We start from the raw sequence: 21,013 nt of genomic DNA, 5'->3' as shown, positions 1-21,013 counted from the left end.
CTTGAGATCACCTAAGCCTTACGAAAAGCCCTTGGCGTAGGCATCGAGCGCGGCCTTGATCTTGTCGGCCAGCTCGCCCTTCACCTTGCGATCGTTGTTGGTGATGTCGTCGAGAAGATCCTTGTGGTCGGTGCGCAGGTGCGTGAGCAGCCCCTTTTCGAAGCGTCCGACGTCCTTGACCGCGATCTTGTCGAGGTAGCCGTTGGTGCCTGCATAGATCACGCAGACGATCTCGGCGTTGGTCAGCGGCGAATACTGCGGCTGCTTCATCAGCTCGGTCAGGCGCGCGCCACGGTTCAGCAACTGCTGGGTCGCGGCGTCGAGGTCGGAGCCGAACTGGGCGAAGGCCGCCATCTCGCGGTACTGCGCGAGCGACAGTTTCACCGGACCGGCGACCGACGACATCGCCTTGGTCTGGGCCGAGGAGCCGACGCGCGAAACCGAAAGGCCGGTGTTCACCGCCGGGCGGATGCCCTGGTAGAACAGTTCGGTCTCGAGGAAGATCTGGCCGTCGGTGATCGAGATCACGTTGGTCGGGATGAAGGCCGACACGTCGCCGCCCTGGGTTTCGATGATCGGCAGCGCCGTCAGCGAACCCGAGCCGTGGTCTTCGTTCAGCTTGGCCGAACGCTCGAGCAGGCGGGAGTGCAGGTAGAACACGTCGCCCGGGTAGGCTTCACGCCCCGGCGGGCGGCGCAGCAGGAGCGACATCTGGCGATAGGCGACGGCCTGCTTGGAGAGGTCATCGTAAACCATTAGCGCGTGGCGGCCGTTGTCGCGGAAGAACTCGCCCATCGCGGTGGCGGTGTAGGGGGCGAGATACTGCATCGGCGCCGGGTCGGAAGCGGTGGCGGCCACGATGATGGAATACTCCATCGCGCCGTTTTCCTCGAGCTTCTTGACCAGCTGCGCCACGGTCGAGCGCTTCTGGCCGATGGCGACGTAGACGCAGTAGAGCTTCTTCGATTCGTCGTCGCCGGCGGCTTCGTTGTAGCTCTTCTGGTTCAGGATCGTGTCGAGCGCCACGGCGGTCTTGCCGGTCTGGCGGTCGCCGATGATCAGCTCGCGCTGGCCACGGCCGATCGGGATCATGGCGTCGACCGACTTGAGGCCGGTCGCCATCGGCTCGTGCACCGATTTACGCGGGATGATGCCCGGCGCCTTCACGTCGGCAACCGAACGCTGCTTCGACTTGATCGGGCCCTTGCCGTCGATCGGGTTGCCGAGCGCGTCGACCACCCGGCCGAGAAGCGCGTCGCCCACCGGCACGTCCACGATGGATTTCGTGCGCTTGACGGTGTCGCCTTCCTTGATGTCACGGTCCGAGCCGAAGATCACGACGCCGACGTTGTCGGCCTCGAGGTTCAGCGCCATCCCCCGGATGCCACCGGGGAACTCGACCATTTCACCGGCCTGGACATTGTCGAGGCCATGGACACGGGCGATACCGTCACCGACGGAGAGCACGCGGCCCACTTCGGCCACTTCGGCCTCCTGGCCAAAGTTCTTGATCTGCTCCTTCAGGATCGCAGAAATCTCGGCTGCTTGGATACCCATTCTTATCCGACCTCTTTCATGGAATTCTGGAGTGCATTGAGCCGCGAACGGATCGAACTGTCGATCATCTTCGAGCCCACCTTGACGACAAGACCGCCGATGAGGCTTTCATCGACGGCCAGATTGATTTTCACGTCCTTGCCAACGCTGGTCTTGAGCGCCTTGGCGAGTTTGTCCTGCTGGGCCTTGGTCATCGCCTTGGCTGCGGTCACATCGGCCGTCACCTCGCCCTTGTCCTCGGCGATGGCGGCGCGCAGGCCGGAAATGAACTGCGGCAGGATGAAGAGGCGGCGTTTCTCGGCCATGACGCCGAGCGCCCCGGCGATCGCCGTCGACAACCCCATCTTCGCCGCCAGCGACGTTACCGCCTTGGCCTGGTCCGCGCGGGAATAGACCGGCGAGGCGATCATCGCGACCAGGTCCGTGCTCTCGGCCAGCGCATCGGACAGCGCATCGAGATCCTTTTCCACGGCGGCGAGGTTCTTGTCTTCCTTGGCCAGTTCGAAAACGGCCGTTGCGTATCGCTGGGCGATGCCAGTTGAGATAGAAGCTTCGGACACGTCCACCCTTCCGATGTCTTTAGCCCCATCGTCGTCTGCCTTTGCAGACAGGGGCGGCCACGTGATGCCGCGCGGTATGCGAGCCATCTGAAATCGGCGTGGGTCTAGCAGAGGCTCACCGGTCCCGCAACACTGTTGCGCAGGTTTATCGCCAACATTAAAGATCTATTCATAAAGCTTTAACCCGGCTGCGGCGTATTGCACCAGACCGGGGTGCCACGGGGGCCGGAAACGCGGGCCCGATGCGGGCCGAATCCCTCCGCCGAAAGTAACGTGAATGCGGCACCCCCTCGCTAGGGGGCGGGCGGATCAGAGTTTGCGGCTGGGCTCCGGCAGGCCGAGCCCCTCGAGCACGCCGAGCGGTTGCTTCACCCGTTCGCCCAACCCCGGGCGCCGCGGGGCGGGAACCTGCTTCGAGGCCTCGACGATCAGCACGCCGCCCGCGAGAGCCATCGGCAGCCAATGCCCCGCACGCTCCCATATCGCGCCGGTCTTGAGCCAGAACCGCCTTGGCGACGGCGGCTGGAACAGCGCCGCCGCGTGACGCTCGATCGAGAAACCATGATCGCGCAACTGTTGTTCGAGCTGGCGCAGAGAGTAGGGCCGGCCGAACCCGAAGGGCGTGGCGTCGGAGCGCGACCACAGCCCGGCGCGGTTGGGCACTATGAAAAGCGCCCGTCCACCGGGGCCAAGCGCGCGATAGGCTTCGTCGAGCAGGGTTTCGGGGTAGGTCGAGGTTTCCAGACCATGCATCAGCACGAGCTTGTCGACCACGCCGGTATCGACCGGCCAGAGCGTTTCCTCGCAGAGCACCGAAACATTGGGCAAGCCCGCCGGCCAGTGCATTACGCCCTGCGGCCCCGGCATCAGCGCGATCACGCGGCGCGCTTCGTCAAGGTAGGGGCGAAGCAGCGGCACCGAGAAGCCGAAGCCCAGCACCGTCTGCCCCTTCGCCTCGGGCCACAGCGCACGCACCTGACCGCGCACGGCGCGCTGCGCCGCCCGGCCCAGCGCCGAGCGGTAATAGAAGCCCTTGAGATCCTGCACATCCAGATGCATGCGGCGAGACTAGCCGATCGACATGGATTCGCCAGCGCAACCCGCAGCCTCGCAACCTGTTTTCGACAGCGGGGCAGATTGGCCCCACATCCGCTCCGCGATCTTTCCCCCGCCGCCTTGATCCGCTACCGTCCCCCGCGTCGGCCCGCGTGGTGGAATGGTAGACACAGGGGACTTAAAATCCCCAGCCTTCGGGCGTGCGGGTTCGAGTCCCGCCGCGGGTACCAGACCGGCTGGAATCGCGGGCTTCGCCCGGCACTACGGCGCGCGGCGGCGGCTGCTGCTTTTCTTCCCCGGAGCACGGCCCTATCGTGCAAACCATGAGCGCCCTGCCCCCCGAATTTTCCGACTGGTTCCGCACAAAGGGCTGGCGCCCGCACCCGCATCAGCGCGAGATGCTGGCGCGCGCCGAAGACCCGGCCACCCTGCTGATCGCGCCCACCGGCGGCGGCAAGACCCTTGCAGGTTTTCTGCCTACCCTCGTCGATCTGGCTCTCGATCCGGCCCCGGGTTTGCACACGCTCTACATCTCGCCGCTCAAGGCGCTTGCCGCCGACATGCGCCGCAACCTCACCGGGCCGATTGCCGAGATGGGCCTCGCCATCCGCGTCGATGACCGTTCGGGCGATACCAGCCAGACCCGGCGCAAGGCCCAGCGCGCCGACCCGCCGCACATTCTGCTCACCACCCCCGAAAGCCTGGCGCTCCTGCTCTCCTACGAAGACGCCCCGCGCCTGTTCGCGAGCCTGCGCCGGGTGGTGGTGGACGAGGTGCACGCGCTGGCCGAATCGAAGAGGGGCGATCAGCTCATGCTGCTGCTCTCCCGGCTGGAGGCGCTCGCACCGGGGCTGCGGCGCGTCGGGCTCTCGGCCACGGTCGAAGACCCGCCGGCGCTGGCGCGGTATTTCCATGCCCCCGGCGCGGTGCTGCTTCATGCCGATCCCGGCCCCGCGCCCGATATCCGCATGCTCGAGACCGAAACCCCGCCGCCCTGGTCCGGCGGCGGCGGGCGCTACGCCATCGCCGAGGTGCTGGCGGAGGTGAAGCGCCACAAGACCACGCTGATCTTCCACAACACCCGCGCGCAGGCCGAGATCTTCTTCCACCACCTCTGGCTCGCCAACGACGAGACCCTGCCCATCGCCATCCACCACGGCTCATTGGCCCGCGAGGCCCGTGAAAGGGTCGAGGCGGCGATGCTGCGCGGTGATCTCAAGGCCATCGTCTGCACCGGCACGCTCGATCTCGGGCTCGACTGGGGCGATGTGGACCTGGTGATCCAGATCGGCGCGCCGAAGAACGTCAAGCGCCTCGTGCAGCGCATCGGTCGCGCGAACCACCGCTACAACGCGCCCTCCAAGGCGCTGCTGCTGCCCGCCAACCGCTGGGAAGTGATCGAGTGCCAGGCCGCGATCGAGGCGGTTCATGCCCATGATCTCGACGGAGAGCCGCGCGGGCCGGGGCCGCGCGACGTGCTGTGCCAGCATATCCTGATCCGCGCCTGCTCGGGGCCTTTCGACGCGGCGGAGCTGTTTGCCGAAGCAAGCCGCGCCGGACCCTACGCCGCGCTCACCCGGGCACAGTTCGACGCCTGCCTCGATTTCGTCGCCACCGGCGGCTACGCGCTGCGCGCCTACGACCGCTGGCAGCGTCTCAAGCAGCGCCCCGACGGGCTTTGGCAGTTGCGTGATCCGCGCTCGGCACAGCTCATCCGAATGAACATCGGCACGATCCAGGACAGCGACACGCTCAAGGTGCGGATGCGCGGCCATCGCGGCGCGCTCGGCGAGGTCGAGGAGGCCTTCGCCGCCTCGCTCACGCCCGGCGACACCTTCCTGATCGGTGGCCAGATCGTGCGCTTCGAGAGCCTGAAGGAGATGCACGTCGAGGTCAGCCGCGACCGGGGGCGCAAGCCGAGGGTAGCGGTGTTCATGGGCACGAAGTTTTCCACCTCGACCCAGCTGTCCGCCCGGGTGCTCGATCTCTTGCACCGCGACGACCTGACCTCCCTGCCCGGCCACACGCGCGACTGGATCGCGCTCCAAGCGCAGGTGTCGCACCTGCCACGCGCCGGCCGGGTGCTGGTGGAGAGCTTTCCCTTCGAGGGCCGCGCGCACAGCTGCGTCCACGGCTTCGCCGGGCGCGGCGCGCAGCAGACGCTGGGGCTTCTGCTCACCCGCCGGATGGAGCTTGCCGGGCTCGGACCGCTGGGGTTCGTCGCCAGCGACTACGCCACGCTGATCTGGTCGCTCGAGCCGATGCCCGACCCCGCCGCCCTGCTCGACCCCGAGGGCCTGCGCGACGGGCTCGAGGGCTGGCTGGCCGAGAACGCGCTGATGAAGCGCGCCTTCAAGACCGCCGCGACCATCGCGGGCCTCACCCCGCGCAACTTCCCCGGCAAGCGCGCCAATGCCCGCCAGGCCACCTTTTCCTCCGATATCCTCTACGACACCCTGCGCAAGTACGACCCGCACCACCTGCTGCTCGACATCACCCGCGAGGAAGCCATGCGCGGGCTTATCGGCTTCGGCCGGATCGAGGAGATGTTGGCGCGCACCCGCGCGCAGGTTGACCACGTGGTGCTCGACAGGGTGCCGCCCTTCGCCGCACCGCTGTTTCTCGAAGTCGGCAAGGTGCCGGTGGAGGGGGCAGGCGCGCAGGCGCTGCTCGCCGCCGAGGCCGAACGCCTGATGGCGGAAGCGGGGCTGGCCTGAGGCCGGTTACTCCGCGCAGATCCCCTGCAGGCTGATCCAGTCGGCATCGGCCAGAAGCGGTGCTGACAGGGCAAGCGGCACCGGGTCGGCCTCGATCAGCCCCAGCGTGGTTTCACCCGTCTTATCCAGCGCATAGGCATAGGGTGTCGAGCGCACGCCCGCCGCCTCGAAACGCGCCAAGAGGGCTTCAACCGGCACCGGCTCAGGCGGCGTCGTCAGCAGCGTTTCGGCATAGGCATCGAGCACGTGGTCGTCGATCGTGCCGGTGGTGAGCAGCTTCGCGGTGGCGACGATCCCCGCGTGCCGAAGGAAGGCCGCCATCGGATCCTGCTGCCGCGCCCGCTCGGCCTCGGCAAGAAGAAAGCCGGCCGCCACGTCCGGCTCCGGGTAGTCTTCCACGAGCGCGCGGTTGATCAGGATGATCCCGCCCGGCAAATGGCCCGCCCCAGCCACGCCGGCGGGCATGACGAAAAGCCGGGCTTGGTCACCCTCGAGCACGCGCGCGCCAAGGCGCGAGAGCGCCGCCACGCCGTAAGTGCCGGTGCAGGGCGCGCCCGTCGCCCGGCGGACTCGGTCGAGCAGCCGCTCGCCGACGGCCGTCCGCGTCACATCGGGGAGAACCGAAAGGGTGTGCTGCCTCAGCGCGCCGGGAAGCCATGTCACCGCCAGGGTGGCGCCGAGCGCCAGGGCCGCGAGCGTGAACCCGATCCGCAACCGCCCGGCACGGGGCCGGCTCCGGTCGATCGCCCGGCGCACCTTCTCGAGCGCGGTGATCATGTCCGCGTCGTCGATCTCGAGTTCCTCGGTGTCCTCCGCCGCATCCGATGGCGCGAAAAGCGCGGGGCTCTGCCCCGGGTTCAGCCGATGCAGCGCCGCGAGCGACCAATGCGCAAGCGCCCGGTCGGAGAGATCGGTGATTGTCAGCGTCGCATCGCCGATGGAAACGATCACGTTGAGCCGCTGCGCCTCGGCGCGCGGCCGCCAGAGGCCGGGGGCCTCGAGCCGTTGATATTGGGTCAGCGCCGTCATGTCGGGCAAGGCTGCTCTTTGTATGGTTGCCGCAAAGGTAGCGCGGGCCGTGCCCCCGCGTCCAGCCGAAGCCGCGCGGGGCGGGGCGGGGCCGAATTCCGTACGGAATTCGCAGCGTTTTCCGTACGGAAAACGGCTCCGCTCAGAGCTCCGCCACCAGCTTGCGCAGTTCGAACTTCTGGATCTTGCCGGTCGAGGTCTTGGGCAGCTCGGTGAAGATCACGCGCTTGGGCGTCTTGAACCCGGCGAGCCGGTCGCGGGCGAAGGCGATCAACTCGTTCTCTGTCGCCTCTGCGCCCTCCTTCAGCTCGACGAAGGCACAGGGCACCTCGCCCCATGTTTCGTCCGGTTTCGCCACCACCGCGCAGAGGCTCACCGCCGGGTGATGCATGAGCGCCCCCTCGACCTCCACCGACGAGACGTTCTCGCCGCCCGAGATGATGATATCCTTCGCCCGGTCGGTGATCTTGATGTAACCGTCGGGGTGCTTGAAGGCGATGTCACCGGTGTGGAAATAGCCCCCCCGGAACGCCTCTTCGGTGGCTTCCGGGTTTTTCAGGTAGCCCTTCATCACCACGTTGCCGCGCACCATGATCTCGCCGATCGTCTCGCCGTCGGCGGGCACCTCGCGCATGGTGTCGGCGTCCATCACAGTGACGTGCTCCTCCATCACCTGTGCCACCCCGGTGCGCGCCTTGATCGCGTAGCGCTCGGCGTCTGGCAGGTCGTTCCATTCGTCCTTCCAGCGGCATTCGACGACGTGGCCATAGGTTTCGGTCAGGCCATACATCTGGGTGACCGCGAAGCCGAGCGGCTCGATCGCGGCGAGCGTGGCGGCGGGCGGCGGCGCGCCGGCTGTGTAGACGTTGACCACGTGGTCGAAGGTGCGCCGATCAGCATCCTTGGCGTTCACGATCATGTTCAGCACGATCGGCGCGCCACCGAAATGGCTCACGCCCTCGTCGGCGATGGCGTCGTAGATCGCCTTGGCGGTGATGTCGCGGCAGCAGACGGTGGTGCCGCCCACCGCCGGGATCGACCAGGTGTGGACCCAGTTGTTGCAGTGAAACAGCGGCACGATGGTAAGATAGACGGTATCGCGGTTCAGCCCCCAGTCGAGCCCGAGGCCGAGCGTGTGCAGGTAGGCGCCGCGGTGCGAGTAGACCACGCCCTTGGGCCGGCCGGTGGTGCCGGAAGTGTAGTTGAGCGCGAGGCTCTCCCATTCGTCCTCGGGCATGTGCCAGTCGAAATCCGGATCGCCGCCGGAAAGGAACTCTTCGTATTCGGTGTGCCGCCCAGAGGCCGGCGCTCCCGCCGCCGGGTCGGCAACCTCGATGATCCGCGGACCCTCGCCCTCCATCCGCTTCAGCGCCGCCTCGGCCAGCCCTAGAAAGGCGCTGTCGACCAGCGCCACCTTCGCCTCGCCGTGGCCGAAGATATGGGCCACGGTGTCGACGTCGAGGCGGGTGTTGATGGTGTTGAGCACCGCCCCGGCGGCGGGCACGCCCCAATGCGCCTCGGCCTGGGCCAGCGTGTTGGGCAGGATCGTCGCGACAACGTCGCCCGGCGCCACCCCGGCCGTGCGCAACGCCGAGGCCAGCCGCGAGGCGCGGGCGTGATACTCGCCGTAGCTGAAGCGCCGGTCGCGGTCGACGATGGCGAGTTTCTCGGGAAACAGCGCCGCCGCGCGCCGCAGGTGCGATAGCGGCGTGAGTGCCACGTGGTTCGCCGCGGTCTTCTCCAACCCGGTTTCGTCCTTCAGCCAACCCATCTGCGCCTCCCTCTGCCGTGGTTCAGGCGATTTGGCACCGCGGCACGAGGGGCGTCAATGCCGATGCCGCCTCCGGGGCGCCGAAAGGGGGGCGCTGCCTGGACGGATCCGCAGAGACGGGGAACACTGCACGCGCTTTTTTTCTCAAGGCACCGAAAAGGGGGGCTCTGCCCCCCTCGCCCTTCGGGCTCACCCCCCGAGGTATTTTCGGACCCAAGAAGCATGGGGAGTGGCCCGGCGCGCGGCGCGGCTGTAGTCTTGCGCCATGATCCTCTCGCGCGGTCGCCGCTTTATCTTCATCCACGCCCCGAAGACGGGCGGCACCTCGCTGGCGCTCGCCCTCGAGGCCCGCGCCATGGCCGACGACATCATGCTGGGCGACACACCGAAGGCGCGCAGACGCCGCCACCGGGTGAAGGACGTGCAAGCCTCGGGGCGGCTGTGGAAACACTCGATGCTCTCCGATCTCTACGGCCTCGTGACACAGGCCGAGATCGAGGAATTCTTCGTCTTCACCCTCGTGCGCAACCCGTGGGACAGGATGGTGAGCTATTATCACTGGCTCCGCGGCCAGGACTTCGATCACCCCGCCATCGCGCGCGCGCGCGCGCTGGATTTCGCCGCATTCCTCAACGCGCCCGAAACCGTGGCCGGCATGCGCGCCTATCCCTATGGCCGCCATGTGACCGACGCCGGGGGCACCGAGCGCGCCGATCTGTTCATCCGGCTGGAACACCTGCGCGACGATCTCGCGCCGCTCGAAGCGCACCTCGGCTTTCGCCTCGACGGTATCCCGCACGAAAACCGCTCCGAACGCACGCGCGACTGGCGTGGCTACTATAGCGAGTCGGATGCCGCGCTGGTCGCCGAAGCCTGCGCGCCCGATATCCGCCGTTTTTCTTACAGTTTCGAATGAGGGCTTTGTCGCCGCCTGCACGACAATCGGGTCGCGCTTGATGAAATGTTGCGAAAAATCTCGTTAATGCCGCAATAACGCCCCAATCGCGCCGAAGTTTCTCCTCGAGCCGACCGCAACCATGGCGGGACGAAATTGAGCAAGAGGCCACGCGGGGCTGCCACCCCGGCCTCGCAATCGGGGAATGGATATGTTCGGTCTGCCCAAGGCGCCCCACGGAGATTACCACCTGTCCGGCTTCACCGTCGGAACCCGTATCGCCACCGACCAGGGTTGGCGTCCGGTCGAAGCCCTCGCGGCAGGCGACCGGGTGCTGACCTTCGACCACGGCGCGCAGACGATTGCCGCGATGACGCGGGGCAAGCATCTTGCCGCCTCCGACAGCCTGCCGGCTTTCGCCGCGCCCGTGGACGTTCCGGCCGGGGCGATCGGCAACGACGAGCCGATGGTGCTCATGCCCGAACAGCCCGTTCTGGTGGAAAGCGACGCCGCAGAGGCGATGCGGGGCGACCCGTTCGCGCTGCTTCCCGCCAAGGCGCTGGTCGGCTTTCGGGGCATCGAGCGGTTCCGCGCCTTGCGGCCGGTCGAGGTGATCACGCTGCATTGCGAGAATGACGAACTGGTCTTCGTCGATGGCGGGGCACTGATGCTGGCGCCCTCGACGGCGCCGGGGATCGCCCCGATCGACCAGCTCGATTCAGGCGGGCGCCCTGCCCCTTACGTCACCTTGCGTGGTCGCGAAGCCGAGGCCCTCGTGGCCGCCCTGGCGAAAGACGACTCGCGACGTCCCAAGGCCACCGCCTTCGCGGCGGCCTGAGCGCGGGGTGGGGCAGAGCGGCGCTTCATGCAATCCCCGCGTCCGCTAGGCTCCCCCCGTCGCACCCTCTTCGCGCTCGTAACTGCCCCCCGATCACAGCGCGAAAAAGCCCCGTCCGCTTCCCCTTGCCGGACGGGGCTTTGCTTTTTTTTCACGGTGCGCACGTCAGTTGCGCAGGAAAGCGTCGGCAAAGCCGCCGCGCCGCGCGATCGCAAGCGCGCTGTTCAGCGCAGAGGCCTCCGCATAGGGACCGGCCACCACGACGGTGCGCCCTGACCGCGTCTTGGCAACGCGGCCCGGAAGGCCCAGCGCCTGCAGCCGCGCCACGGCCCGCTCGGCGTTCGCCGCGACGTTGAACGCGCCCACCTGCACGTAGCGCTTCGCCGGTGCCGCGGCCGGGGTTCTGGCCACCGTGGCGGGCACGGCGGAGGGGCTCTTGGTGAATACCTGTACTCCGCCGGTGTCCGATCCTCCGATCAGCCCGCGCGCCGGGGCAGGATTGGCCTCGCGCATCGGCACTTTCGAGGTGTCCCAGGTGGCGGCCATCTGCTGATCGCCATAGGCACTGCGCGGCCCGCGCTCGGGATTCAGCCGGTCGTCGGTCCAGGCCGAGCGGTAGCCGGACGGGATCACCACTTGCCTGGGCTCGGGCGCCGGAGCTGCGCCGCCTGCGGTCGTGGTCGCGGTTCCACCGCGCAGGGTCTGTTGGCCGGGCGTTGGCACCGGGTCGGCAACGCCGGGACCCGATCCGAGCCCGAAGCCGCTGCCGAACGGGTAGCCCCCGCCGGCCGCCTCGCTGCCCGAGCCCGGCGCCACGCCGCCGATCCGCACACGCGCGGTCGATCCGGCAGGCTGCGCGGCACGCGGGCCCGACGCTTCAGCGACGGCCTTCGGCGCCACCGGCCTGGAGGCGGCGGGGTTGACGATCAGGCGGGTGCGTTCGCCGCCGGCATGTTGCACGATGTAACTCTTGGCCGTGGTCTGCCCCGCGGCGCAGTTGACCGCGACGGTATCGGACCCGATGCGAACCCGCGCGGTCGACCCGTCGGCCGGGCAGGTTACCTTCATGGTGCGCGCGATCGACGTTGCCGGGGCCGGCTTGGGCGCGGCGGCCGTGGTGGCGGGGGCCGGCTGGGCCGGAGCGGCGGTTGGCGCGGGCGGGGCCGGCGGTGCGGGCGGGCGCGCCGAGGCCATTCCGGTTACGCTCGCGGTGGGCGTCAGCCCGCAGATCACCGTCTTGCGATCACTGGAGAGACGCGGCACCCAGTTCACCGTCGAGCCGATATTGGCCCGGACGTAGGCGCAGCCCCGGCTGTCGACGTAAACATCGCCCCGGTAGCTCGCCGGCGGAACCTCCGCCGGCTTGGCCGCCTGTTTCAGGGTGTAGGCATTGGCAGCCGTGCCGGAAACAACCGCCACCAGGGCCAAGGCACTCACTTTACGCAGCAAATTCATATCTGTGCCCCCACACAAGATGTTGGGATCACAATGGCGGATCGAGGCAGGTGTGTCTAGGGGGCGAGGCGAAAACCCTCGCCCGTTTCACGACAATTCAGGCTATTTGGTGCCATACATCCGGTCGCCCGCATCGCCGAGGCCGGGCACGATGTAGCCATGCTCGTTGAGCCGCTCGTCGACCGCCGCCGTCACGATCGGCACGTCCGGGTGCGCCTCCGCCATCCGCTGCACCCCCTCGGGCGCGGCGAGCAGGCAGAGGAAGCGGATGTTCTTCGCGCCGGCCTTCTTCAGCAGGTCGATCGCCGCGACCGAGGAATTACCCGTCGCCAGCATCGGGTCGACCACGATCACCAGCCGCTCGGAGATCTCCTCGGGCACCTTGAAGTAGTATTGCACCGGCTCCAGCGTTTCCTCGTTGCGGTAAAGCCCGATGAACCCGACCCGCGCCGAGGGGATCAGTTCCAGCACCCCGTCAAGCAGACCGTTGCCCGCCCGCAGGATCGACACAAGCGCCATCTTCTTGCCCGCGAGCAGCGGCGCTTCCATCTCTTTCAGCGGGGTTTCCACCGTCGTCTTCGTCATCGGCAGTTCGCGGGTGACTTCGTAGGCGAGCAGGAGAGAGATCTCGCGCAGAAGCTGGCGGAACTCGGCGGTGGAGGTGTCCTTGCGGCGCATCAGCGTGAGCTTGTGCTGCACCAGCGGGTGTTGGACGATCTTGAGATGGTCAAGCATTGGCAGCCTCCAGCCGTTCGGCAATCCGCACACGGGTGTCATCATCGCAGAACGCGGCCTCCAGCGCCACCCGGTTGAGCGCGGCGAAATCGGCCTCGTCCCAGCCGAAGGCGCGGGCCAGTTCCTCGTATTCGCGGGTCATGTCGGTGTGGAAGAAGGGCGGATCATCGGTCGAGACGGTCACCTTCACGCCCGCGTCGCGCAGCCGGGCGATCGGGTGATCGGCGTAGGACGGGTAGATCCCCAGCGCCACGTTGGAACCGGGGCAGACCTCGAGCACGGTGCCGCGCGCCGCCAGGTCGGCCACCAGGGCCGGATCCTCGATCGCGCGCACGCCGTGGCCGATCCGCTCGACGCCGAGATGTTCCAGCGCATCGCGCACCGAGGTCGGCCCGGCCCATTCGCCGGCATGGGCGGTGAGCCGCAGCCCCGCCTCGCGCGCCATGTCGAAGGCATAGGCGAAATCGGCGGTCTTGCCTGCGTTCTCGTTCCCCGCCAGGCCAAAGCCGGTGACGAAGCCGCCCGCCGTCTCCCGCGCGCAGGCCGCCACCTCGCGCGCCGCCTCGGGGCCGAAATGGCGGATCGCGGTGACGATGCCGCGCATGGTGATGCCAAGTTCTTCGGCCGACAGCGCAGCCTCCCACATGGCGTGGAAATACTCGCGCCACGCGCCCGGATCGCGCCCGCCGCAGAAATCGGGCGAGAGGAAGCTTTCGAGGTAGACCACCCCCGCCTCCGCCGCCTCGCCGAGCACGATGGCGGTGAGGAGCGCGTAATCGTCCGGGGTCTGGAACGGTTTGGTCGCAGCTTCATAAACATCGAGAAACTGCAAGAAATCATCGTATTGATAGGCCCCGTTCGCATCGAAAATGCCGGAAACGTCGAAGCCCTTCGCGCGCGCCATGTCGCGCACGAAGGCCGGCGGCGCGGCGCCTTCGAGGTGGTGATGCAACTCGATCTTGGGCAGGGTCTTGAAGCTCAAAAGCGGTCCTTTCCGTGGTCGGTCATGGGCAAGGCGCGCGGTTTCAAAGGAAACTCTTGCCCGCGCCGCGCTCCGGCAACCCGAGATGGGCCGCCACGCTCGCGCCGAGATCGGCGAAGGCCACCTGGCCGATGCCGCGCGCGCCCACACCCCAGCCCAGCACCGGCACCCGCTCGCGGGTATGGTCGGTGCCGGTCCATGTGGGATCGTTGCCGTGGTCGGCGGTGAAGATCGCGAGGTCGCCCTCACGAAGCGAGGCGAGGAACCGCGGCAACTGCGCGTCGAACCATTCGAGGTGGGCGGCGTAGCCCGCCACGTCGCGCCGGTGGCCGTATTTCGCGTCGAACTCCACGAGGTTGGCGAAGGTCAGGCTGCCCTCCTCCGCGCCCTCGCCCCAGCCAATCAGCGCCTCCATGAGGTCGGCGTCGGCGCCGTGGATGCCGTTGTCCATCCCGCGATGCGCGAATATGTCGTCGATCTTGCCCACCGCGTTGACGCTCCGGCCCGCGTCTTGCGCCCAGTCCAGCAGTGTCGGCCCCGGCGGCGCGAGAGCGAAATCCTTGCGGTTGGTTGTGCGGGTGAAGCCTTCGCCAGGGCTGCCCAGGAATGGCCGGGCGATGACCCGGCCCACGCGCATCTCGTGCAGCATCGGCGCGACGGCCTCGCACAGTTCGTAGAGCCGCTCGAGCCCGAAGCTTTCCTCGTGCGCGGCGATCTGCAGCACGGAATCCGCCGAGGTGTAGACGATCGGCCAGCCGGTGGCGATGTGCTCCGCACCCAGCTCATCGAGGATCACCGTGCCCGAGGCGTGCTTGTTGCCGAGGATGCCCCCGGTGCCCGCGGCCGCGATCAGCGCCTCGGTGACGCGGTCGGGAAAGGCCGGCTCGGTCTTCGGGAAATAGGTCCAGTCCCAGGGCACGGGCAGGCCCGCGATCTCCCAGTGGCCCGAGGGCGTATCCTTGCCCCGGCTCACCTCGGTGGCCGCGCCCCAGAGGCCGGTGGGGATGGCACCAAGCCCGGTTACGGGCGCGCCGCTGGCAAGCTCCAATGCGGCGCCGAGACCCAGCGCGTCGAGGTTGGGCAGTTTCAGCGGCCCCGAGCGCCCGGCGGCGTCCGCCCGGCCCGATGCGCAGGCCTCGGCGATGTGGCCGAGCGTGTTGGCGCCGGTATCGGGCACGCCATCGTTGAAAAAGGTATCGGCATCGGGGGCACCGCCGATCCCCACGGAATCGAGGACGACGAGGAAGGCGCGGGTCATGGCTCAGCCCTCCATCTGCGCCTTGGCGAAGGCGTGCGGCAGGAGTGCCTCGATCGTCATCACCAGTTCGTCGCCACTCAGGTTGGCCATCGTCACCTGCGTGCCCCTGGGCGCGAACTCGGCGATCTTCTGGCGGCAGCCGCCGCAGGGCGTGACCGGGTCGGGCGCATCGCCCACTACCGCCACTTCCGCGATCCGGTTTTCGCCAGCCGCTACCATCGCGGCGATCGCCCCGGCCTCGGCGCAGGTGCCCTCGGGGTAGGCCGCGTTCTCGACGTTCACCCCGGTGAAGACCGCGCCCGAGGGAGTGCGGATCGCCGCCCCGACCTTGAAGCCCGAATAGGGCGCGTGGGCGTTGCTGCGCACAGCCTTGGCATCGTCGAGAAGGGACATCGCCGTCTCCGTTTTGACCATTTGGTTCGAGCCTAGCCCGGCCGCGACCGGGCGCAAGACAAAAGCGCGGTTCAGCGCCCGCTGTCGGGGTTTTCGCCGGGTGCCGCGCCGATCGGATCGGTGGCGAGGTCGGCAGGCTCACCGCCCGCGTCGCCATCGCCCATCCATTCGCTCCCCGTGGTGGGAGCGGGTTCCGGTTCCGATGTGGCATCCCCGCCTGAGGCGTCGCTTGCCGATTCATCGGCCGGTTCATCGGCCGCACCCTCTTCCGCAGCCATCGCCGCTTCCGCCGCCTCCCCGCCAAGCTCCTCGAGAAGGGTGAAATTGTCGCCGGTGATGTCGAACACCTTGCGGCAGGCCTCGAACCCGTAGAGGCCGCAGGCGGTGCCGTGCAGGTCAAGCGCCAGCCGGCCGCCGGGCATCGCGGTGTAATTGCGGACCACGCCGTCGAACAGCCGCTTGTAGGCGTCGCCGCGCGCCAGGAAGAAGCCCACGGTGCAGCCGCCCGAGCCGCAGTAGAGCGAGGCCATTTCCGAGCAGACGGCGGCGGCGTAGTCGATCACCACGTCCTCGATGCCGTCGCCGTCGAGGTCTTCGCGCCGTTCGAAACCGGGCTCCACCGCCACGGCGCCGCCGAGGGTGGCGCATTCGGTCGTGATCTGGTCGAGCACCACCGCCGCCGGATCGTTCAGCGGCACCTCCGGCATCGGGCAGGTTTCCAGCACCGCCTCCAGCGCCCGGCTGGAGCCGCGCAGCGACATCTCTATTACCTGCTCGCCGTCGGGATATTCCAGCGACACCTCGGCGCTGATCCCTTCGCGCAGCCGCGAGACGAGACCGCGGTGCAGGCTCGGATCGAACGGCGCGGTGAGCGCGATGCCATCCTGCGCGTCGTCACGGGTGAAGCCAAGCCGCCCGGCCGCGCGGCCGTCGACGCTGAGCGAAACGCCGAGCACTTCCGGTGCGTCGCCGCCGACGATGTCGATTTCGAAGCGCAGCGGCTCGGCATCGGTGCACCCGAGGCGGAAGCAGAACAGGTTGCCGGTTTCGGCGTCGTCCAGCGGGCAGACATAGGCCCCCGCCCCGCCTGCGCCTTCCTGGTCGGTATTGTCCCAGCCCTGCGCCGCGAGCGGCGCGGCAAGGGGCAGGAGCCCGAGGGCGAGGATCGTTTGCAGGGGCGCGCGTTTGAACATGGATGACCTCTTTATCGGCGGCAGGTTGCCCGCCCGCGCAGGCAACCGCAAGTCCCCGCCAGCGATTCCCGGACCGTTTGCAACCCGGAGCGAGGAATTTTGCAAAACCCGCCAAATTCGCCGCCGGCGTGAATACCAACGGATGGTTTGCAAAAGTTTGCAGGTGCTGATGGCGGTTTTCCTGCAAATCCCTGCGGGAAAATGCCACTCCCCATGGCAAGGAACTTGCCCCACGGCGCCCGGCTCCGTAACAAAACCCAACGACCGAGGAGGAGGACCAAATGGGCTACAAAGAGGTTTACCAGGGCTGGCAGGCCGATCCGGACGGGTTCTGGATGGAGGCCGCCAAGGCCATCGAGTGGGACAAGATGCCCTCCAAGGCGTTGTTCGACGAGAACGCCCCGCTCTACGAATGGTTCTCCGACGGGATGGTCAACACCTGCTGGAACGCGGTTGACCGCCACGTCGAGAACGGCCGCGGCGACCAGGCCGCGATCATCCACGACAGCCCGATCACCGGCCGCAAACAGGTGATCACCTACGCCGAGTTGAAAGACCGGGTCTCCCGCGTGGCCGGCGGTCTCGCCGCGCGCGGCATCGTCAAGGGCGACCGGGTGATCATCTACATGCCGATGGTGCCGGAAGCGCTGATCGCGATGCTGGCCGTCACCCGGATCGGCGCGATCCACTCGGTGGTGTTCGGCGGCTTCGCCGCGCACGAGCTCGCCGTGCGCATCGACGACGCGGGCCCCAAGGCGATCATCGCCGCCAGCGCCGGAATCGAGCCCAACCGCGTGGTGCCCTACAAACCGCTGCTCGACAGCGCGATCGAACAGGCGAAGGTCAAGCCCGAGCTCTGCGTGATCCTCCAGCGCGAGGAAAAGCCCGCCGAGATGACCGCGGGCCGCGATGTGGACTGGGCCGAGATCGAGGCCTCCGAGCCGGTCGATTGCCTGCCGGTCGAGGGCAACCACCCCGTCTATATCCTGTACACGTCCGGCACCACCGGCCAGCCCAAGGGCGTGATCCGTCACACCGGCGGCCACCTCGTGGCGCTGAACTGGACGATGAAGAACATCTACAACGTCGATCCGGGCGACGTGTTCTGGGCGGCATCGGATGTGGGCTGGGTCGTGGGCCATTCCTACATCTGCTACGCGCCGCTGATCCACGGCAACACCACCATCGTGTTCGAGGGCAAGCCCGTGGGCACGCCCGATGCGGGCACCTTCTGGCGGGTGATCTCGGAACACGGGGTGAAGAGCTTCTTCACCGCGCCCACCGCCTTCCGCGCCGTCAAGCGCGAAGACCCGAAGGGCGAGTTCGTCAAGAAACACGATCTCTCCTGCCTGAAACAGGTTTACCTCGCCGGCGAGCGTGCCGACCCCGACACCATCGTCTGGGCGCAGGATCACCTCAAGGTGCCGGTAATCGACCATTGGTGGCAGACCGAAACCGGCTACGCCATCGCCGCCAACCCGGTGGGGATCGAGCTTCTGCCGGTCAAACTCGGCAGCCCCTCGGTGCCGATGCCGGGATATGACGTGCATATCCTCGACGAAGGCGGCCACGAGGTCGCCGCCGGCCAGCTTGGCGCCATCGCCATCAAGCTGCCGCTGCCGCCGGGTACGCTGCCCAACCTGTGGAACGCCGAGGCGCGCTTTCGGAAATCCTACCTCAACACCTTCCCGGGCTACTACGAAACCGGCGACGCGGGTTACAAGGACGAGGACGGTTACCTCTACATCATGGCCCGCACCGATGACGTGATCAACGTCGCCGGGCACCGGCTGAGCACGGGCAGCATGGAAGAGGTTCTGGCGAGCCACCCCGACGTGGCCGAATGCGCGGTGATCGGCGTGAGCGACGATCTCAAGGGCCAGCTGCCGCTCGGCTTCCTCTGCCTCAACGCCGGCTCCGAACGCGACCACAAGGAGGTTGTGGCCGAATGCGTCAAGCTGGTGCGCGACCAGATCGGCCCGGTGGCCGCCTTCAAGGCCGCCGTGGTGGTCGACCGGCTGCCGAAAACCCGCTCGGGCAAGATCCTGCGCGGCACCATGGTGTCGATCGCCGACGGCAAGGAATTCAAGATGCCCGCCACGATCGACGATCCGGCCATCCTCGACGAAATCCGCGAGGCACTGGAGGAACTCGGCTACGCCAGGAGCTGATCGTTTCCAGTTGAGAAACAACCCTTTCCCCCTGTCCCAGGCCGGGGGGAAGGAGGTTCGCAAAAAATTTGACTTGGCGGGGCCTCAACTTTTACGAGCAACCATGCTCGTAAAGGTGTAAATATGGGTATGGGTATGAGTCACGACATGGACAGCCGGCTCGAGCCGGGTGCGGGTGGCCGTTGGCCCGGTGTATCGGCCATGCTGGTGACGGATGGCGATGAGTCCCGCTCACTGCCGGAGGCGCCATTCCGTCGGGTCGGACTGGACGTTGCCCGGGCCGACAGCCTCGCCGACGCTAAGAGGATCTGCAGCACCCTCCGGCCCCGGTTGGTATTCCTGCCGCTCAACGTGGACGGCAGGCCCGCCGCGGACATCCTGAGCAAATGCCTCGCAAGCCAGCCAGCGCCCGTCGTCGTGGTGATCGCCTCCCACAATGAGATCAATGCCGCCGCCGCCGCGATGCGTGCCGGCGCCTTCGATTGCCTGTTCCGGCCGTTCTCGCCGGGGCGGCTGGAAAAAACCATCATCGCGGCGCTGAAAACGCTGCCCGAGCCCGTTGCGCCGGTCGGCGGGGCTTCCGTCTCGCACAACCCGGCGCCCCTGCTCGATGACGAAGCGGAAGACGCCGGGCCGATCCTGGCGGCGTCGCAGGAGATCCGCGGCCTCCTTGACCGGGCCAGGATGCTCGCCGCCTCCGATGCGCCGGTGATCATCACTGGCGAGGGGGGCACCGGCAAAAGCCTGTTCGCGCAAGAGATCCACGCCAGTTCGCCGCGCGCCCGTGCCCCGCTTGCCTTGCTGAACGCGCCCACGCTGACGCCGGAAATGTTCGAGCTGGAAGTTGGGCGGCATGCCGGCGAGGGCACCCTCGTGTTCGAGGAGATCTGCGAGCTGGATGCCCGGATTCAGTGCCGCCTGCTCGCCCTGATCGACGAGCAGACGAACAAAAACCGCCGCCCCCGGATCATCGCCACCACCCGGCATGACCCGCAGATCGCGATCCGCGAGGGGCGCTTGCGCGCCGCCCTCTATTACCGGCTGAATGTCGCCACCGTCGCCCTGCCGCCGCTGCGCGGGCGCGGCGAAGACATCGCCCTGATCGCGCGCACCCGGCTGCGCGAGCATGCCCGCGCCCAGGGCAACGCGATCACCGGGTTTTCCGAGGGTGCGCTGGAGCTTCTCACCCGCCATGACTGGCCGGGCAACGTGCGCGAACTGGTCAATCTCATCTGGTCGCTCGCACTCACCGAACAGGGGCCGCTGATAACGCCCGCCGCCCTGCCCGACCATATCGGCAAGCCGGCGGCCGACGGGCCCGGCGCCGCTCCGGCCGCTGACGACGTGGGCTTCCTCGGGCTTCCTCTGGCCGAAATCGAGCGACGCGTGATCGAGGCGACGATCCACGCCGAGAATGGCTCGGTGCCGCGCGCGGCGCGCGTGCTCGACGTATCACCCTCCACGCTCTACCGAAAACTCGAAAACTGGGCGAAAAGAGCGTCCGACTGATCCCGAAAGGTCAGATGAACTGCTCGCGGATCAGGCGCTCTTCGAGCCCGTGACCCGGGTCGAAAAGCACGCGGTGCTCGATGTCGCCCGCCGTGTCGATCTCGACCGAGAGCACGTTGCCCGCCGGCCGGCCATCGGCATCGGCCATCACCGGGCGCTTGTCGGGTTCCAGCACCTCGATATGAACCTTGGCCCGTTTCGGCAGCAGCGCGCCGCGCCAGCGCCGCGGGCGATAGGCGGCGATCGGGGTCAGCGCCAGCACGTCGGAGCCGATCGGCAGGATCGGCCCGTGGGCGGAATAGTTGTAGGCGGTCGAGCCTGCGGGCGTTGCGACCAGAACGCCATCGCAGGCCAGTTCGGCCATGCGCAACCGGCCGTCGACCGTGATCGAGAGCTTTGCCGCCTGGCTGCCGGCCCGGAGCAGCGCCACCTCGTTGATCGCCAGCGCCTCGCGCGCGCTGCCATCGACGCAGCGCGCCCTCATCCGGAGCGGATTGATCACCGCCAGCTCGGCCGCCTCGACCCGCTCGATCAGCCCCTGTTCGGCGTATTCGTTCATCAGGAAGCCCACCGTGCCCCGGTTCATGCCGTAGACCGGCACGGTGAGGTGCTGGCTCGCGTGCAGGGTCTGCAGCATGAAGCCGTCGCCGCCCAGCGCCACGATCACGTCGGCCTCCTCGATCGGCACATTGCCGTAGATCCCCACCAGTTCGGCGCGGCTTCTCTGGGCAAGCTCGCCGCCGGACGCGGCGAAATGAAGCTGGAGTGCCATCGGCGTTTCCTCTCCGGGGGATCGGGTTCCGAAAAGAACACAAGTTTCCCCGCTGCGCCAGTGCCGTCGCGGCCTTGGCGCGAGGGGTCGCAAACAGGGCTTCCCGCGCCGATCGAATTCGC

General features: G+C 67.8%; 17 protein-coding genes and 1 tRNA gene. 6 read left to right on the top strand and 12 right to left on the bottom strand.

All coding sequences use genetic code 11. The features are described from left to right. Positions 1 to 18: 18 nt before the first annotated feature. From atpA to IEW01_RS04910, 3 genes are all read right to left on the bottom strand, one after another. Positions 19 to 1,557 carry a F0F1 ATP synthase subunit alpha gene (atpA, locus tag IEW01_RS04920; protein WP_188526462.1) on the bottom strand — a complete coding sequence of 513 codons (1,539 nt, stop codon included), beginning with the start codon at positions 1,555 to 1,557 and terminating at the stop codon, positions 19 to 21. A gap of 2 nt (positions 1,558 to 1,559) precedes the next feature. Then, positions 1,560 to 2,117 (bottom strand): F0F1 ATP synthase subunit delta, encoded by a 558-nt coding sequence (locus IEW01_RS04915; RefSeq protein ID WP_188526461.1) that lies wholly within the window; start codon positions 2,115 to 2,117, stop codon positions 1,560 to 1,562. Positions 2,118 to 2,426: 309 nt separating this feature from the next. Next, on the bottom strand, positions 2,427 to 3,176 hold the full coding sequence (locus IEW01_RS04910; RefSeq protein WP_188526460.1) for a methyltransferase domain-containing protein: 750 nt from the start codon (positions 3,174 to 3,176) through the stop codon (positions 2,427 to 2,429). A gap of 143 nt (positions 3,177 to 3,319) precedes the next feature. Between IEW01_RS04910 and IEW01_RS04905 the strand changes: the two genes are divergently transcribed. Both IEW01_RS04905 and IEW01_RS04900 read left to right on the top strand, forming a co-directional pair. Beyond that, positions 3,320 to 3,403: transfer RNA gene (locus IEW01_RS04905), tRNA-Leu, on the top strand. Positions 3,404 to 3,496: 93 nt separating this feature from the next. Further along, positions 3,497 to 5,890 carry a ligase-associated DNA damage response DEXH box helicase gene (locus IEW01_RS04900; RefSeq protein WP_188526459.1) on the top strand — a complete coding sequence of 798 codons (2,394 nt, stop codon included), beginning with the start codon at positions 3,497 to 3,499 and terminating at the stop codon, positions 5,888 to 5,890. A 6-nt stretch (positions 5,891 to 5,896) separates the two neighbouring features. Here the strand turns inward: IEW01_RS04900 and IEW01_RS04895 are convergent, their stop codons facing one another. Beyond that, the gene (locus tag IEW01_RS04895; protein WP_188526458.1) at positions 5,897 to 6,919 is read right to left on the bottom strand and encodes a hypothetical protein; all 1,023 of its coding nucleotides are present in this window, start codon (positions 6,917 to 6,919) and stop codon (positions 5,897 to 5,899) included. A gap of 142 nt (positions 6,920 to 7,061) precedes the next feature. Beyond that, on the bottom strand, positions 7,062 to 8,690 hold the full coding sequence (locus tag IEW01_RS04890) for an AMP-binding protein (protein ID WP_188526457.1): 1,629 nt from the start codon (positions 8,688 to 8,690) through the stop codon (positions 7,062 to 7,064). Between the two features lie 265 nt (positions 8,691 to 8,955). Here IEW01_RS04890 and IEW01_RS04885 point away from each other — a divergent pair, with 265 nt between their 5' ends. Next, positions 8,956 to 9,606, top strand: coding sequence for a sulfotransferase family 2 domain-containing protein (locus IEW01_RS04885; protein WP_188526456.1), 651 nt, complete (start codon positions 8,956 to 8,958; stop codon positions 9,604 to 9,606). A gap of 184 nt (positions 9,607 to 9,790) precedes the next feature. Beyond that, positions 9,791 to 10,423, top strand: a complete 633-nt coding sequence (locus tag IEW01_RS04880; RefSeq protein WP_188526455.1) for a Hint domain-containing protein — start codon at positions 9,791 to 9,793, stop codon at positions 10,421 to 10,423. A 165-nt stretch (positions 10,424 to 10,588) separates the two neighbouring features. Here IEW01_RS04880 and IEW01_RS04875 read toward each other — a convergent pair whose 3' ends face one another. The 6 genes from IEW01_RS04875 to IEW01_RS04850 form a co-directional block, all read right to left on the bottom strand. Beyond that, positions 10,589 to 11,860 carry an SPOR domain-containing protein gene (locus IEW01_RS04875; protein ID WP_188526454.1) on the bottom strand — a complete coding sequence of 424 codons (1,272 nt, stop codon included), beginning with the start codon at positions 11,858 to 11,860 and terminating at the stop codon, positions 10,589 to 10,591. Positions 11,861 to 11,980: 120 nt separating this feature from the next. Then, on the bottom strand, positions 11,981 to 12,613 hold the full coding sequence (gene upp, locus IEW01_RS04870) for a uracil phosphoribosyltransferase (RefSeq protein WP_188526453.1): 633 nt from the start codon (positions 12,611 to 12,613) through the stop codon (positions 11,981 to 11,983). Continuing rightward, positions 12,606 to 13,595, bottom strand: coding sequence for an adenosine deaminase (locus tag IEW01_RS04865; RefSeq protein ID WP_188526452.1), 990 nt, complete (start codon positions 13,593 to 13,595; stop codon positions 12,606 to 12,608). Before IEW01_RS04865 ends, upp begins: the two co-directional genes overlap by 8 nt. A gap of 43 nt (positions 13,596 to 13,638) precedes the next feature. Further along, entirely contained in the window at positions 13,639 to 14,853 is a 1,215-nt protein-coding gene (locus tag IEW01_RS04860; RefSeq protein WP_188526451.1) for a phosphopentomutase, read from the bottom strand. A 3-nt stretch (positions 14,854 to 14,856) separates the two neighbouring features. Further along, positions 14,857 to 15,267, bottom strand: a complete 411-nt coding sequence (gene cdd, locus IEW01_RS04855) for a cytidine deaminase (RefSeq protein WP_188526450.1) — start codon at positions 15,265 to 15,267, stop codon at positions 14,857 to 14,859. 50 nt (positions 15,268 to 15,317) lie between these two features. Then, on the bottom strand, positions 15,318 to 16,439 hold the full coding sequence (locus IEW01_RS04850; RefSeq protein WP_188526449.1) for a hypothetical protein: 1,122 nt from the start codon (positions 16,437 to 16,439) through the stop codon (positions 15,318 to 15,320). A 281-nt stretch (positions 16,440 to 16,720) separates the two neighbouring features. Between IEW01_RS04850 and IEW01_RS04845 the strand changes: the two genes are divergently transcribed. Continuing rightward, the gene (locus IEW01_RS04845) at positions 16,721 to 18,610 is read left to right on the top strand and encodes a propionyl-CoA synthetase (protein WP_188526448.1); all 1,890 of its coding nucleotides are present in this window, start codon (positions 16,721 to 16,723) and stop codon (positions 18,608 to 18,610) included. 135 nt (positions 18,611 to 18,745) lie between these two features. After that, on the top strand, positions 18,746 to 20,119 hold the full coding sequence (locus IEW01_RS04840) for a sigma-54-dependent transcriptional regulator (RefSeq protein ID WP_188526447.1): 1,374 nt from the start codon (positions 18,746 to 18,748) through the stop codon (positions 20,117 to 20,119). A 10-nt stretch (positions 20,120 to 20,129) separates the two neighbouring features. On the opposite strand, the gene IEW01_RS04835 is transcribed toward IEW01_RS04840, so the two are convergent. Continuing rightward, on the bottom strand, positions 20,130 to 20,891 hold the full coding sequence (locus IEW01_RS04835) for an NAD kinase (RefSeq protein ID WP_188526446.1): 762 nt from the start codon (positions 20,889 to 20,891) through the stop codon (positions 20,130 to 20,132). Positions 20,892 to 21,013 lie beyond the last annotated feature (122 nt).

It is taken from the genome of Sinisalibacter lacisalsi, assembly GCF_014640115.1.
Classification (GTDB): Bacteria; Pseudomonadota; Alphaproteobacteria; order Rhodobacterales; family Rhodobacteraceae; genus Sinisalibacter; species Sinisalibacter lacisalsi.
This window is presented reverse-complemented; position numbering and strand designations above follow the sequence as displayed.

Bases quoted from the DNA above. Each gene is read 5' to 3' on its own strand.
- atpA (WP_188526462.1), bottom strand. From the start codon at position 1,557: ATGGGTATCCAAGCAGCCGAGATTTCTGCGATCCTGAAGGAGCAGATC.
- IEW01_RS04910 (WP_188526460.1), bottom strand. From the start codon at position 3,176: ATGCATCTGGATGTGCAGGATCTCAAGGGCTTCTATTACCGCTCGGCG.
- IEW01_RS04900 (WP_188526459.1), top strand. From the start codon at position 3,497: ATGAGCGCCCTGCCCCCCGAATTTTCCGACTGGTTCCGCACAAAGGGC.
- IEW01_RS04895 (WP_188526458.1), bottom strand. From the start codon at position 6,919: ATGACGGCGCTGACCCAATATCAACGGCTCGAGGCCCCCGGCCTCTGG.
- IEW01_RS04890 (WP_188526457.1), bottom strand. From the start codon at position 8,690: ATGGGTTGGCTGAAGGACGAAACCGGGTTGGAGAAGACCGCGGCGAAC.
- IEW01_RS04885 (WP_188526456.1), top strand. From the start codon at position 8,956: ATGATCCTCTCGCGCGGTCGCCGCTTTATCTTCATCCACGCCCCGAAG.
- IEW01_RS04880 (WP_188526455.1), top strand. From the start codon at position 9,791: ATGGATATGTTCGGTCTGCCCAAGGCGCCCCACGGAGATTACCACCTG.
- upp (WP_188526453.1), bottom strand. From the start codon at position 12,613: ATGCTTGACCATCTCAAGATCGTCCAACACCCGCTGGTGCAGCACAAG.
- IEW01_RS04860 (WP_188526451.1), bottom strand. From the start codon at position 14,853: ATGACCCGCGCCTTCCTCGTCGTCCTCGATTCCGTGGGGATCGGCGGT.
- cdd (WP_188526450.1), bottom strand. From the start codon at position 15,267: ATGGTCAAAACGGAGACGGCGATGTCCCTTCTCGACGATGCCAAGGCT.
- IEW01_RS04850 (WP_188526449.1), bottom strand. From the start codon at position 16,439: ATGTTCAAACGCGCGCCCCTGCAAACGATCCTCGCCCTCGGGCTCCTG.
- IEW01_RS04845 (WP_188526448.1), top strand. From the start codon at position 16,721: ATGGGCTACAAAGAGGTTTACCAGGGCTGGCAGGCCGATCCGGACGGG.
- IEW01_RS04840 (WP_188526447.1), top strand. From the start codon at position 18,746: ATGAGTCACGACATGGACAGCCGGCTCGAGCCGGGTGCGGGTGGCCGT.
- IEW01_RS04835 (WP_188526446.1), bottom strand. From the start codon at position 20,891: ATGGCACTCCAGCTTCATTTCGCCGCGTCCGGCGGCGAGCTTGCCCAG.